A 13,817-nucleotide genomic window follows, 5' to 3' on the forward strand; every position below is an offset into this window, starting at 1 on the left:
GTATTCGTATTTTTTGTACTTAAATTTAAGAAGAATATTGCTTTTCAGCAGGTGTTAAATTAATTTCTTCGGAAACCGTATAACGGGCTTCATTTTTTCTTGATCTTATCAATATTTCGCCCAGAAAACCCGCTAAAAACAATTGGGTTCCCATTACCATTGCGGTCAATGCAATGAAAAATTGAGGCCTATCTGTAATAAGCCTTCCTCTGGTATTTATAAAAAGTTTGTCAACACCTAAATAAAGGGCAAAACCAAAGCCTATGATAAACATAAGTACCCCGAGAGCCCCAAAAAGGTGCATGGGCTGTCTGCCGAATTTAGATACGAACCAAATGGTAAGCAGATCCAGAAAACCATTAATAAAACGCTCTATACCAAATTTGGTCTTGCCGTATTTTCGCGCCTGGTGTTTAACGACTTTTTCACCGATATGACTATAACCCGCATTTTTTGCCAATACAGGAATGTAACGGTGCATTTCACCGGAGACTTCAATGTTCTTAATAACTTTCTGATCAAAAGCTTTTAAGCCGCAATTGAAATCGTTCAATTGTACACCCGAAGTTTTTCGGGCAGCCCAGTTGAAAAGTTTTGAAGGCAGGTTCTTTGATAGGAGGGAGTCGTATCTTTTTTTCTTCCAACCAGAAACCAAATGGTAGCCCTCATTTTTAATCAAATCATAAAGTTCGGGTATCTCTTCAGGATTGTCCTGTAAATCGGCATCCATAGTAATGACCACCTTACCTTTGGCAGCTTTGAAACCGGCATGAAGGGCCTGCGATTTACCAAAATTTTTGACAAATCGAACACCCTTTACATGAATGTTTTCGCGGGTAAGTTGTTGAATTAGGTTCCATGAACCATCTGAACTTCCATCATCAATGAATATGATTTCATATACATATCCATTAGACCGCATTACTTTAACAATCCAATCGTGAAGTTCTTTTAATGATTCCTCCTCGTTTAGAAGAGGGATAATTATGGACAGATCCATTCAATTATTCTATAGGTCTGCCCAAAAATACAATTTTGCAATCAATACGCAGGTTTTTGTTTTTTAAGAATTAATCCGGCAATAAGACCGACCACCAAGCCAATGATGACATTTAGGATCAAGATAACCGGATAAGAAATCCATGCAAAACTTTTTTGCATTTCAATACCTTGGTCGATTTGCTCTTCGGTAAGCTCGGGGTTGTTCTCCATAGCCTGTTGTTTGCCTATTTCGTACATATTATCCATAAAATCGGGCTCAACATAATTAGAGAAGACAAAAAAGTAAATTAAGCCTATTATACCTGAAATTAGGGCAATACCGGCACCAAGTTTTAACGCCTCGGATAAACTTAAAAAGCCGAGATTGGCTTTTTTAAACTGAAAAATGCCAAGTGCAATAACGGCCGCCAAGATAGCGATTTGGGTAGCTTGAACTGCCAAACCTCTTTCATAGTGCATATCCATCGTGTAGAGCATAATGCCAAAGACGATTCCGATACCACCGGCCAAGGCACCAAAATTAAGTGAATACTTGCCTGTAGTTGGTTGATTTTCTTCCATGATTTAATTTTGTTTTTAAGTTGTTATAGATAATAAGTTGTATTGTGATGTTGTTTGTTACGCCTAAATATAAAATATTTTCTTACTCTTTTTTAAATTGAGTACTTGTCGGGTAAATAAAAATAACTAAATTTGCAGCCTTAAAATGAGTGCCTGTCGGAATGGGTGCGTAAAATTTTATAAAGATGAAAAAAGACATACACCCAGAAAATTATAGGTTGGTGGCCTTTAAAGATATGTCGAACGACGATGTATTCTTGACCAAATCTACCGCTGATACCAAAGAGACTATTGAGGTTGATGGCGTTGAATACCCTTTGGTAAAATTGGAAATTTCTAGAACTTCTCACCCGTTCTATACTGGTAAAGCCAAATTCTTGGATACTGCCGGACGTATCGATAAGTTCAAGAGCAAGTACGAAAAATTTAAGAAGAAGCCAGCAAAGGCAGATTCTGATAAGAAATAATCAAGCACATTGCTTGGTAGAGACGCCTCCTTTTTTAAGGGGGCGTTTTTTTGTGTATTACTAGAGTGGGTAGCAGCACGGAAGCACTCGCATGCAATTAATTTTAAAATCTAACAATAAATTAAAAAGGCATCCGTAATTAGATTACTTAATTTTACGGAAAATAGCTTACCGATGAACTACATACTTTTTGATGGTACTGTTCGTGAAAACCTATTGCCCTTTACTTTTACAAGGCCGGTAGCCGATATCAGAATAGGCATTCTTACCATACGTGAAAAGTGGGAAACCTACCTAGGTTATACTACTACGACCATTACCGAAGATTATCTCTCCGAAAAATACCCCATGGTCGAAATGGAAGAAAATGTTTTAATCAATGCTTCTTTTTTGCCAAATAGTGAGCTGGTTGAACTGGTAAAGGGCCTTTCTGAAGGTGAAGCCATTTTTCAGGGGGAAGAGGTCATTGCTTTTTATACCAAAGACACGCAAGAAGAAGTTGATTTTGAAGATTATACGGCCATCGACTATGATGGTGATGTGCTCAGGGTAATCAATACTTGGGATATCTTCTCGAAAAATGCCGAGGCCATTCAAGAAGATTTTGATTTGCTGACCGAAGGTCGAGAGAGTGCACCCATATCAAATACGAATACGCTGATTCATCCTGAGCGTATTTTTGCCGAAGAAGGGGCAAAAGTTGAGCACAGTATTTTAAACGCGACCGATGGGCCAATCTACTTGGGAAAGGACTCTGAGGTTTGGGAAGGAAACCTAATTCGGGGCGCATTTGCACTTGGTCATAATGCCGTAGTTAAGATGGGAGCTAAAATTTATGGTGCCACAACCGTTGGGCCATATGGCAAGGTTTGTGGTGAAATCAGTAACTCGGTAATTTTTGGTTATTCAAGTAAAGGGCACGAAGGCTATTTGGGTAATGCTGTCTTAGGTGAGTGGTGTAATATTGGTGCTGACTCGAATAATTCTAACCTCAAGAACAATTATGCCAAAGTTCGGTTGTGGAATTATGCTACCGAGAAATTTGAGCAAACAGGCTTGCAATTTTGCGGACTAATGATGGGGGATCATAGCAAAACCGCCATTAACACGATGTTCAATACAGGCACCGTCATAGGGGTCAACTGTAATATTTACGTGCCGGGGTTTCCAAGAAATTTTGTGCCTAGTTTCAGTTGGGGCGGGGCGTCCGGCTTTTCTACTTATGCAACTTCAAAGGCTTTTGAGGCTGCTAAGGTAATGATGGCCAGAAGAAATGTCGAGTTTACAGAATTGGATGCCAAAATATTGGAACATGTTTTTGAACTCACCAAAAAATGGCGAAATTACTAACCGTATTTGTGGTGTAAATTTCAGCAAATCGAATTTTTAAGGATGCCAACTACATTGAAAAGGCGGCCCATTAATTCTGTGTATATTTGCACCCCAAAATAAAAACCCTCATGAAAAAGAAGGTTGCATTTTATACGCTCGGTTGCAAACTGAACTTTTCTGAAACATCTACGATAGCCAGAGGCTTTCAAGAAGAAGGTTTTGATCGTGTCGATTTTTCGGAAAAGGCCGATATGTATGTAATCAATACTTGTTCGGTGACCGAGAATGCCGATAAGCGATTTAAGACAATCGTGAAACAGGCGCAAAAATCTAATCCCGAGGCTTTTGTGGCGGCCATTGGTTGCTATGCCCAATTAAAACCTGAAGAATTAGCGGCTGTAGATGGTGTTGATCTGGTTTTGGGGGCGACCGAAAAATTTAAGATTACCGATTACATCAACGACCTGTCAAAAAACGATTTTGGCGAGGTTCATTCTTGTGAAATTGAAGATGCCGATTTTTATGTGGGTAGTTATGCCATAGGTGATAGAACAAGGGCTTTTTTGAAAGTTCAAGACGGCTGTGATTATAAATGTACCTACTGTACCATACCATTGGCCAGGGGAATCTCAAGAAGTGATACTCTTTCAAATGTTTTGAAAAATGCGGCCGAAATCTCTGAGCAGGGAATCAAAGAGATTGTTTTAACGGGTGTAAACATTGGTGATTATGGCAAGGGAGAGTTTGGTAATAAAAAACATGAACACACCTTTCTAGAGCTAGTAGAGGCATTAGATACCGTTGATGGAATTCACCGTTTAAGAATCTCATCTATAGAGCCTAATTTATTGAAGAATGAAACAATCGATTTTGTATCCCAGAGCGATTCTTTTGTTCCTCATTTTCACATACCCTTACAAAGCGGTAGTGACGATATTCTTAAATTGATGAGAAGGCGCTATTTAAGTGCACTTTATGTAGATCGGATCAAGAAGATTAAGCAGGTAATGCCCGATGCCTGTATCGGAGTTGACGTAATTGTAGGCTTCCCAGGTGAAACAGATGAACATTTTCTTGAAACCTATCATTTCTTAAATGATTTGGATGTTTCTTATTTACATGTCTTTACCTATTCTGAGAGGCAGAACACCCCGGCAGCTGAAATGGATGGGGTAGTACCTAAAAAGGTAAGGAGTAAAAGAAGTAAAATGCTTCGTGGCCTATCCGCAAAAAAAAGGAGGGCTTTTTACGAGAGCCAATTGGGCACAGAACGTACAGTGCTTTTTGAAGGGGAAAACAAAGAAGGCTACATTCACGGTTTTACAGAGAATTATGTGAAGGTAATGGCCCCTTGGAATCCGAATTTGGTCAATACATTGCACGAAGTCAAGCTAACTGAAATTGATGAAAGCGGCCTCGTACGTTTCGATTTTGTCAAAGAATTGATAAGCGCCTAAAGTCAGCTAGGGTAGGGATAAAAAAAATCCCACTGAAAGTGAGATTCTTAATAATGGTAACTTTAGAATGTCTTCTAGATTCTTATACCTACGGGTAACATCTCTTTATATTGCCTATTTTTTCTTAAGAATCCTGCTATTTGAGGGCTAGTTGGAACTACTCTTTGGTTTTGCTCCTGAATGTGGTGAAGAACAGATTTTATGAAATCTTCTTTAAATCCTTCATTGGTAATTTCTTCAGGTATTACCAATTTGGTTAGGAATACTTTTCTCTCTTGCGAAGAGTACTCAATTTTGGCCAAGTGACCGTTGACCTTAGTTTCGAACTGACGCAAGAAACTATTGTCTTTAATTTCTACTTCATTCATATAGTTTGATTTTTGTAGTAGCAGCAGAAAAAAAATCACGATGTTCCCCAATCGTAATTTTCTATACTTTTGCCATTGTTACGTAAACGTTGGAGTTTTCCAAAAGTCCGCAACAAAAGTAGTGAAAAAATTGTTAAATTCCTAATAATTCGGTGGTTAATACCTATGTCTAATCAAAAGGTACATGTTTATCTAATGCCAGGCATGGCGGCCAACCCAACTATATTCAAACATATCGACCTTCCCAAAGAACAGTTTGAGGTTCATTGGTTAGAGTGGTTTGTTCCTGACAGGGGTATGTCTATTAAAGCGTATGCCCAAAAAATGAACTTGAACATCAAACATGAAAACCCTGTTTTGATAGGTGTTTCTTTCGGTGGAATGTTGGTGCAGGAAATGGCTCGTTATATTTCGGTAAAAAAGGTTATAGTCATATCTACGGTTAAAAAAGCCCATGAATTGCCCAGACGAATGAAATGGGCCAAAAAGACAAGAATGCACAAGTTATTGCCCACCGGTCTGGTCAACAATATTGAAGTGCTCGCCAAGTATGCTTTTGGCGAAACAGTCAACAAAAGGCTGTCGTTGTACGAAGAATACCTATCCATTAGAGATAAATCGTATATCAATTGGTCTCTAGAGCAAATCGTTAATTGGAGCGAACGAAATTTTTCAGCACCTTTGGTGCATATTCACGGTGATAAGGATGCCGTTTTCCCTATCTCGAATATAAAAGACTGTATAACCGTAAAAAATGGCACCCATACCATGATTATACACAGGGCGCGGTGGTTTAATGAACACTTGCCCACAATTATTTTGCAATAAGCGAGTTGTAATAGTAACTTTGATAAACAATCAATAAAAAGAGATGAAGATTTTAAAGAATATTTTGATGCTTTTGGGTGTATTCTTTGTGGTTAGCACCTTGATTTTTGCTGTTCAGGGCAATGTTGAGCAGCAGCCCGATGATGTCCAGGATGTAGCTGAAAATGATGTAGAAAAAAATGTTGCCGACAGTTATAGAATCTCTTCTATTGATATTCCCGAAGATTTAAATTTTGCTGGAGAGATGGTGCCTCAAGACGACCCTGAAATAATGGAGCGTATTGATCGTGAATTTTTGGTAAATACGTATTGGCAATCAAATGCCCTTCTTCTCATAAAAAGAGCCCATAAATATTTTCCTATTATCGAACCTATTCTAGCCAAAAATGGGGTGCCCGATGATTTTAAGTATTTGGCTGTTGCCGAGAGCGGATTACAGAATGTAGTATCCCCGGCCGGCGCAACCGGTTTTTGGCAGATTATGAAAGCTACGGGTAGGGAATACGGTCTTGAAATTAACAGCAATGTAGATGAGCGCTATCATCTTGAAAAGGCAACAGAAGTAGCTTGTGCCTACTTGAAAAAGTATAATGAGAAATACGGCAGCTGGACGTTGACTGCCGCATCGTACAACGCGGGAGCCGGTGCCATCAGTAAATATTTGGGTATTCAACAAGTAGAAGATTATTATGATCTTTTACTTGGTCAAGAAACGGGTCGTTATGTATTTCGAATTATGGCCATCAAAGAGATTTTGAGCCATCCCGAAAAATATGGTTTCTTGGTAGAAGAAAAAGATTTATACAAGGCTGTACCTACTTTCAAGGTTGAAGTTGAAGAGCCTGTATTGAGTTTTGCAGATTTTGCCCAGAAGTATGAAATCAACTATAAGATTTTAAAGCGCCACAACCCATGGTTGCGCGAGCCTCACCTAAATAACGCCTCACGTAAAAAATACAATATTGAAATACCTTATAAGGGGTATTATCGCGGTTCAAAATAGAGTCTTTTATCAGATGGGTACATTTTAAGCGCATTTGGGTTATTTCAAAAGATTTAAAATTCAGATCTTGACAACCTATTTTCCAATAGCAAACGCTTTCGGTAGGTTAAGTAATGAGTGAAATTATAACTTTCGGAAAATCGAACATTTGGCTTATACTTTTAAGTATCAATTATTTATTGGTGTTTGCCCTTTGTATAATTATTCTTCTCAAGAATAAAAATCCGGTAAAAACCCTCTCTTTTCTATTTGCTCTCGCAGTGCTGCCTTTTTTAGGCTTGATAGTCTATTATTTTCTGGGACAAGATTATCGCAAAGAAAAAATATTTGAAAAGAAGTATCTTTTTGATAATGAGCGCATACGAGAGTGGAGAAAGAAGTTCAAACTTGACTATCAAGAACGCGAAGATTTCGAAGAAACTTTTGGCGAGGGTATTTTTAAAATATATAAGCTCTTAAAAAACAATGAAAAAGCCGTACTAACTTTTGACAATGATATAGAAATATTGGTCAATGGCGAGAAGAAGTTTGAAAGACTTCGGCAAGACCTCGATGCTGCTAAAAGACATATTCATCTAGAATACTTTGTTTTGTTCGATGATGAACTGGGTACGGAGTTAATTGATATTCTTTGCAAAAAAGCGGAAGAAGGTGTTAGGGTTCGATTGGTATATGATGATGTTGGTAGTAATCTATCGAGAAAGGCCAAGCGTAAGCTTAAAAAGTCAAAGGTAGAACACTATCCGTTCATGCCGGTCATTTTTTCCAATTCAACAAGCAAGCTTAATTATCGCGACCATAGAAAAATTGTAGTAATAGACGGGAAGATAGGTTATGTCGGCGGTATCAACTTAGATCAGAAATATGATAATTCTTATGATAACGAGCGCTATTGGCGAGACACTCATTTAAGAATTCAAGGAGGTGCGGTGGGCTCTCTGCAGTCCTCTTTTTTGTTAAGCTGGAATTTTGCCTCGAATGATGAACTGGAAATAGAAGACCATTTGTTTCCTAATGTGAAGCCTGAGACACAAGAGCCTGTAGCTATTCAAATGGCTGCTTCTGGCCCCGATACCGATTGGGCAAACATTATGGAAGCTATTTTCTGCGCGATGAATTCCGCAAGGGAGAGAATTTACCTCACTACTCCTTACTTCATGCCCAATAATGCCATTTTTACTGCTTTGACCACAGCAGCCAGAAGTGGGGTAGACGTACGTGTAATTCTACCTTATGAGTCGGATTCCTGGGCCGCTCAGTATGCGTCAGATTCCTATATTGAGCAATGTTTGGAGTCAGGTATTAAAATATACAGGTATTGTAGGGGCTTTGTACACGCAAAAACCATGGTGGTAGACGATATGCTATCTACTATCGGCACTGCCAATCTCGACTATCGCAGTTTCGCACTTAATTTCGAAATCAATGCCCTTATTTATAACAAAAAAGTAAATGAAGATATGGCGCAGATTTTTATGAACGATTTGAACGACTGTGAAGAAGTTGAATTGGAGCGTTGGAGAAATCGTGGCATACGACGCAAATTAAAAGAGTCGTTTAGCCGTCTTTGGGCACCCCTACTATAAAAAAAGCCCCGTGAGGGGCATTTTGCTTTAGATACGCTTCATCTGCTGCTGCATCATCTTAATCTGTTCGGTAAGCATATTGTTTTTATCCAATTTCTTTGCTTCGTTCAGTAATGTAGTTGCCTCTCTTTTCCTTCTTTTTTGCATCGCAATACCGGCAAGACTAAGTTTGGCCATGGCCACATCATAGTCCATGTTAAGGCCTAGCTTAAGTGCTTTGCGAAAATACTTTTCGGCTTGGGTGAGGTTTTTCTGGGAATGAATGATACCGTGTAAATAGTTATAGTAACCTTGTTGTTTGGTAACCAGGGCACCTTCAGGATTTTTAATTTTATCAAGCCATTTTTGGGTGCCATCTAAATCTTGCTTACGCATTCTTAAGAAGGCTAAAAGAATCATCTCATTCCTAAAATACAAGAAAATGAAAATGAGAGAAAGTAGTATTAAGAAGATGCCGTTGCCGATATTACCCTCAACGAATTGATATACCGCATAGGCAATAATCAGACCGGCAATAACAAGTTTTATGTTTTTGTGAAACATTTTAAAAGTGATTAATTGGTTTGTATTTGAGACCCTATAAGTTCGTAGGTTATAATCGATTTTATGGTAGTAGGTATTTCTTGTTCCCCCATCTGCGCCATGGTCGATGCACCTTTTGAAACTCCTTCTACAACCATTTTTTGAATGAAGCCTGAACTTAAATCAGTGGTTATCTGGGTTTTTTGAGAACCCGTTAGCTTCATAGTAGTTGTCGGTTCGCTAACGTTCATGATAACATCTGCCAATCCGCTTATGGTGGCATTTTCTTTAGATAGGTTTTTCAATGTCCAAACATTTTTGGCCTGAAGCTTTCCACCATATTCATTTTTCCAATTACCCCCAATTTTCACCTTGTTCTTGGGGTAAATAAAAGTCATCTGTTTGTAACTGTTGGATAGGGCCTCTGAACCAAATTCCTTCTCCAACGATTTTTTCATCATTTTCAATGAGAACTCATCTTCCAGACCCGATGCTTCCGCCATTTGAGCCACAATATTGTCACCACCCTTAACTTCTAGAATATCGCCATTTTTGGCCAATACCATTTTGACAGGTTTATTTAAAAGGCTATTGAATATTTGAGATTGCATGTCGTCTTCGACCACTTCTTTGGCCTTTACGTTCATCAACTCACCTTGTATGCTAGAGGTCATAACAAGGTTAAGGTCTTTAAATGTTAGGGCGATGTCATAGATACTGTCGCGTTGCCCCAATACCTTGAATTCTAAAATTCCATCAATTTTATTGGTAAGTTCATGGGTCGAACCATCTAATTCTTGGGTGATAATTTGTTGTGCTTCTTGCTTAATAGTGTAAATGGCATCCTTCTTAAGTTTGTATTCCAAGACGGTCTGACCGACACAAGCGGAAGTGAAAAGCAAGGTTGCCAAGAAGCTCAAATAGTGTCTCATAGGTTGATTTTGTTAGAAAAATCAGATTTCGGCAAAAGTAATAAAAACCTATTTCTAGGCCTTGGACAAACTTGAAAAATATTTTTTTAAATGTGTTTGGGAAAGAAAAAACTCTTTGTATATTTGCGCCCAGATTTTTGCGAGAGAAACGCAACATTAGAACTACGAAAAGGATAAGACAATGCCCGGACAGAAAAGAACATATCAGCCATCAAAGCGTAAAAGAAGAAATAAACACGGTTTTAGGGAGCGTATGGCCTCTGTAAACGGTAGAAAGGTTTTGGCCCGAAGAAGGGCTAAAGGAAGAAAAAAACTATCTGTATCTTCTGAGCCGAGACATAAGAAATAAATGATTCTATCAAGAATATGAAATATTAGGTGTTACTTTTTTAAAGTAGCACCTTTTTTTTGGCCTGTAAAGAGATAAACCACTATCTTAATCAATTAAATTTCCAAGCATAAAAGAACACTCAAAATGCCCAAAAGACAAGACTTAAAATCGATTTTAATTATTGGCTCCGGCCCCATCATCATAGGTCAAGCGTGTGAATTCGACTATTCCGGATCACAGGCCCTAAGAAGTTTGAAAGAAGATGGTATCGAAACCATTCTTATCAATAGTAACCCGGCCACCATTATGACCGACCCAACAATGGCGGATCATGTTTATCTGAAGCCGTTGAATACCAAATCGATAATAGAAATATTAAAGAAACACCCCCAAATTGATGCAGTACTGCCTACCATGGGTGGTCAAACAGCGTTGAACCTTTGTATCGAAGCCGATGAAAAAGGTATTTGGGAAGATTTTAATGTAGAAATCATTGGGGTGGATATCAATGCGATCAACATTACCGAAGATAGAGAGAAGTTTCGTGAGCTTATGTTGAAAATCGGTATTGGTATGGCCCCTCAGGCTACGGCCACATCTTTCTTAAAAGGTAAAGAGATAGCGCAAGAATTTGGCTTTCCTTTGGTTATTCGCGCCTCTTATACCCTAGGTGGTGCGGGAGCTTCTATCGTTCACAAACCTGAAGATTTTGATGAACTTCTGAGTAGGGGGTTGGAAATTTCCCCAATACACGAGGTCATGATTGATAAGGCCTTGATGGGATGGAAGGAATACGAGCTAGAGCTTTTGAGGGATAAGAACGATAACGTGGTTATCATCTGTACCATAGAAAATATGGATCCAATGGGTATTCATACCGGAGACTCCATCACTGTGGCACCGGCCATGACCTTATCGGATCGAACCTTCCAAAAAATGCGTGATATGGCCATTCATATGATGCGCAGTATCGGTGACTTTGCCGGGGGTTGTAACGTTCAGTTCGCGGTGAGCCCCGATGATGAGGAAGAAATAATTGCCATCGAAATCAACCCTAGGGTTTCACGTTCTTCAGCTCTTGCTTCGAAAGCTACCGGTTATCCGATTGCAAAAATAGCTTCTAAATTGGCCATTGGTTACCATTTGAACGAGTTGGATAATCAGATTACCAAATCAACTTCCGCTCTTTTCGAGCCTACGCTTGATTACGTGATTGTAAAGATACCAAGATGGAATTTCGATAAATTCGAAGGCTCTGACAGAACTTTGGGCCTTCAGATGAAATCGGTAGGTGAGGTGATGGGCATTGGTCGTTCTTTTCAAGAGGCGCTGCACAAGGCAACCCAATCATTGGAGATCAAAAGAAACGGACTTGGTGCCGATGGTAAAGGGTACAAGAATTACGATCAAATCATACAAAAACTTACCGTACCAAGTTGGGACCGGGTTTTTGTTATCTATGATGCTATTCAATTGGGTATTCCTCTAAGAAGAATTCACGATATCACAAAAATAGATATGTGGTTCTTGAAGCAATACGAAGAATTGCACCTATTGGAAAAGGAAATCTCTACCTATACCATCGCAACTTTGACCAAAGAGCTTATGCTTGAGGCCAAGCAACGTGGTTTTGCCGATAGGCAAATAGCCCATATGCTAGATTGTTATGAAAGTGAGGTACATAAAAAGCGTACCGAAGAAATGAATATCAATAGGGTCTATAAATTAGTAGATACTTGTGCTGCCGAATTTAAGGCGATGACTCCCTACTATTATTCTACTTTCGAGGAAGAAATTGAGAAACCGGATGGTACCCGCTATGTAGAAAACGATAGCGAAGTTACCGACCGTAAGAAAATAGTGGTTCTAGGTTCTGGACCTAACAGAATCGGTCAAGGTATCGAATTCGATTATTGTTGTGTTCATGGGGTGTTGGCGGCTGCCGAATGCGGTTACGAAACCATCATGATCAATTGCAACCCTGAAACGGTATCTACCGATTTTGATACAGCTGATAAACTTTATTTCGAACCAGTATTCTGGGAACATATCTACGATATTATCAGGCATGAAAAGCCCGAAGGTGTAATTGTTCAGTTGGGTGGTCAAACTGCTTTAAAACTAGCTGAAAAGTTATCAAAATACGGTATTAAAATTATAGGTACAAGCTTTGAGTCACTTGACTTGGCAGAAGATCGTGGTAGTTTCTCCGATTTGTTAAAGGCCAATGACATTCCTTATCCTCAATTTGGGGTGGCTGAAACCGCCGATGAAGCTTTACAATTGGCTGATGAATTAAATTTTCCACTTCTAGTGAGACCATCGTATGTATTGGGAGGTCAGGGAATGAAAATCGTAATCAACAAAGAGGAGCTTGAAGAGCATGTAGTTGACTTACTTCGAAAAATACCAAATAACAAGCTGCTTTTAGACCATTATTTAGATGGAGCTATTGAAGCCGAAGCGGATGCAATATGTGATGGAGAAGATGTCTATATCATCGGAATAATGGAGCATATAGAGCCTTGCGGAATTCACTCTGGAGATTCAAATGCCACATTGCCTCCCTTTAACCTAGGAGAGTTTGTGCTGCAGCAAATCAAGGACCACACCAAAAAAATAGCCTTGGCTTTGAATACGGTAGGTCTTATAAATATTCAGTTTGCTATTAAAGATGATAAAGTTTACATTATAGAAGCGAACCCAAGGGCTTCAAGAACGGTACCTTTTATTGCTAAAGCTTACAAAGAACCTTATGTTAACTACGCTACCAAAGTAATGTTAGGAGATAAAAAGGTGAAAGACTTTGAATTCAATCCGCAATTGGAAGGCTTTGCCATCAAGCAACCGGTCTTTTCTTTCAACAAATTTCCGAATGTGAACAAGAACCTAGGTCCTGAGATGAAGAGTACAGGAGAAAGCATTTTATTCATTGAGAGCCTGAAAGATGATCAGTTCTATGATCTTTACGGTAGAAGAAAGATGTACCTATCTAAGTAGGGATTAACTTATAATTGAAGAGGCGACGAATTTATTCGTCGCCTTTTTTATTTAATTGAACCAGACAGCGTATCTCTTTCTTCGTAGCTCTAAAGCTAGTGTCTTTTCCATCTCAAGTGCTTCTTCTCGGCTATAAATCGGGTTGATATGATTGTAGAGACTTGGTCTTAAATACGAACCATATTTTCTTACCAGATTAGAAGATAGGTTGTGTCCTTTGCTATTTCTGTATCCCGTTTTATGCTGTTCAAACCGTTCTTTGGGGGTTTTGCTGGTCATACCCACATACAGACATTCTAAAACTCCATTAAATTGAGGATTTGCTTCCCTGAATTTTCTGTTCTCCGTGAAGACCTTTTTTGAAAGTTCTATAACATAGATATGATAGGTCGTTTTTGGCAAAGGTTTTTGATTTATGTGTCAATCTT

At 38.9% G+C, this 13,817-nt stretch carries 14 protein-coding genes; 8 read left to right on the plus strand and 6 right to left on the minus strand.

Going from position 1 to position 13,817, the window contains the following annotated elements; genetic code table 11:
- Positions 1-25 precede the first annotated feature (25 nt).
- Together D1013_RS10615 and D1013_RS10620 are read right to left on the minus strand one after the other, a co-directional pair.
- Positions 26-1,000 (minus strand): glycosyltransferase family 2 protein, encoded by a 975-nt coding sequence (locus tag D1013_RS10615; RefSeq protein ID WP_121848805.1) that lies wholly within the window; start codon positions 998-1,000, stop codon positions 26-28.
- A 41-nt stretch (positions 1,001-1,041) separates the two neighbouring features.
- Positions 1,042-1,563: a DUF4199 domain-containing protein gene (locus D1013_RS10620; protein WP_121848806.1), complete on the minus strand. Its 522-nt coding sequence runs from the start codon at positions 1,561-1,563 to the stop codon at positions 1,042-1,044.
- 185 nt (positions 1,564-1,748) lie between these two features.
- Between D1013_RS10620 and D1013_RS10625 the strand changes: the two genes are divergently transcribed.
- From D1013_RS10625 to mtaB, 3 genes are all read left to right on the plus strand, one after another.
- Entirely contained in the window at positions 1,749-2,030 is a 282-nt protein-coding gene (locus D1013_RS10625; RefSeq protein ID WP_121848807.1) for a type B 50S ribosomal protein L31, read from the plus strand.
- A 174-nt stretch (positions 2,031-2,204) separates the two neighbouring features.
- On the plus strand, positions 2,205-3,380 hold the full coding sequence (locus D1013_RS10630) for a GlmU family protein (protein ID WP_121848808.1): 1,176 nt from the start codon (positions 2,205-2,207) through the stop codon (positions 3,378-3,380).
- A 110-nt stretch (positions 3,381-3,490) separates the two neighbouring features.
- Positions 3,491-4,819, plus strand: a complete 1,329-nt coding sequence (gene mtaB, locus D1013_RS10635; protein ID WP_121848809.1) for a tRNA (N(6)-L-threonylcarbamoyladenosine(37)-C(2))-methylthiotransferase MtaB — start codon at positions 3,491-3,493, stop codon at positions 4,817-4,819.
- A gap of 74 nt (positions 4,820-4,893) precedes the next feature.
- On the opposite strand, the gene D1013_RS10640 is transcribed toward mtaB, so the two are convergent.
- Positions 4,894-5,187 (minus strand): GNAT family N-acetyltransferase, encoded by a 294-nt coding sequence (locus D1013_RS10640; RefSeq protein WP_121848810.1) that lies wholly within the window; start codon positions 5,185-5,187, stop codon positions 4,894-4,896.
- Positions 5,188-5,352: 165 nt separating this feature from the next.
- Between D1013_RS10640 and D1013_RS10645 the strand changes: the two genes are divergently transcribed.
- From D1013_RS10645 to cls, 3 genes are all read left to right on the plus strand, one after another.
- Entirely contained in the window at positions 5,353-6,015 is a 663-nt protein-coding gene (locus D1013_RS10645) for an alpha/beta fold hydrolase (protein WP_121848811.1), read from the plus strand.
- 43 nt (positions 6,016-6,058) lie between these two features.
- Positions 6,059-7,018: a lytic transglycosylase domain-containing protein gene (locus D1013_RS10650; RefSeq protein WP_121848812.1), complete on the plus strand. Its 960-nt coding sequence runs from the start codon at positions 6,059-6,061 to the stop codon at positions 7,016-7,018.
- Positions 7,019-7,131: 113 nt separating this feature from the next.
- Positions 7,132-8,604 carry a cardiolipin synthase gene (gene cls, locus D1013_RS10655; protein WP_121848813.1) on the plus strand — a complete coding sequence of 491 codons (1,473 nt, stop codon included), beginning with the start codon at positions 7,132-7,134 and terminating at the stop codon, positions 8,602-8,604.
- A 27-nt stretch (positions 8,605-8,631) separates the two neighbouring features.
- Here the strand turns inward: cls and D1013_RS10660 are convergent, their stop codons facing one another.
- Positions 8,632-9,147, minus strand: coding sequence for a DUF2892 domain-containing protein (locus D1013_RS10660; protein ID WP_121848814.1), 516 nt, complete (start codon positions 9,145-9,147; stop codon positions 8,632-8,634).
- An 11-nt stretch (positions 9,148-9,158) separates the two neighbouring features.
- A complete protein-coding gene (locus D1013_RS10665; protein WP_121848815.1) occupies positions 9,159-10,058 on the minus strand; it encodes a DUF6263 family protein in 900 nt (299 codons plus the stop codon).
- A gap of 181 nt (positions 10,059-10,239) precedes the next feature.
- On the opposite strand from D1013_RS10665, the gene rpmH reads away from it, so the two are divergent.
- On the plus strand, positions 10,240-10,407 hold the full coding sequence (gene rpmH, locus D1013_RS10670; protein WP_072991142.1) for a 50S ribosomal protein L34: 168 nt from the start codon (positions 10,240-10,242) through the stop codon (positions 10,405-10,407).
- Positions 10,408-10,533: 126 nt separating this feature from the next.
- On the plus strand, positions 10,534-13,389 hold the full coding sequence (gene carB / locus D1013_RS10675; RefSeq protein ID WP_121848816.1) for a carbamoyl-phosphate synthase large subunit: 2,856 nt from the start codon (positions 10,534-10,536) through the stop codon (positions 13,387-13,389).
- A gap of 51 nt (positions 13,390-13,440) precedes the next feature.
- On the opposite strand, the gene D1013_RS10680 is transcribed toward carB, so the two are convergent.
- Entirely contained in the window at positions 13,441-13,791 is a 351-nt protein-coding gene (locus D1013_RS10680; RefSeq protein WP_121848817.1) for a ribose-5-phosphate isomerase, read from the minus strand.
- Positions 13,792-13,817 lie beyond the last annotated feature (26 nt).

Origin of the sequence: Euzebyella marina (assembly GCF_003687485.1) — a bacterium.
GTDB classification, from domain to species: Bacteria; Bacteroidota; Bacteroidia; order Flavobacteriales; family Flavobacteriaceae; genus Euzebyella; species Euzebyella marina.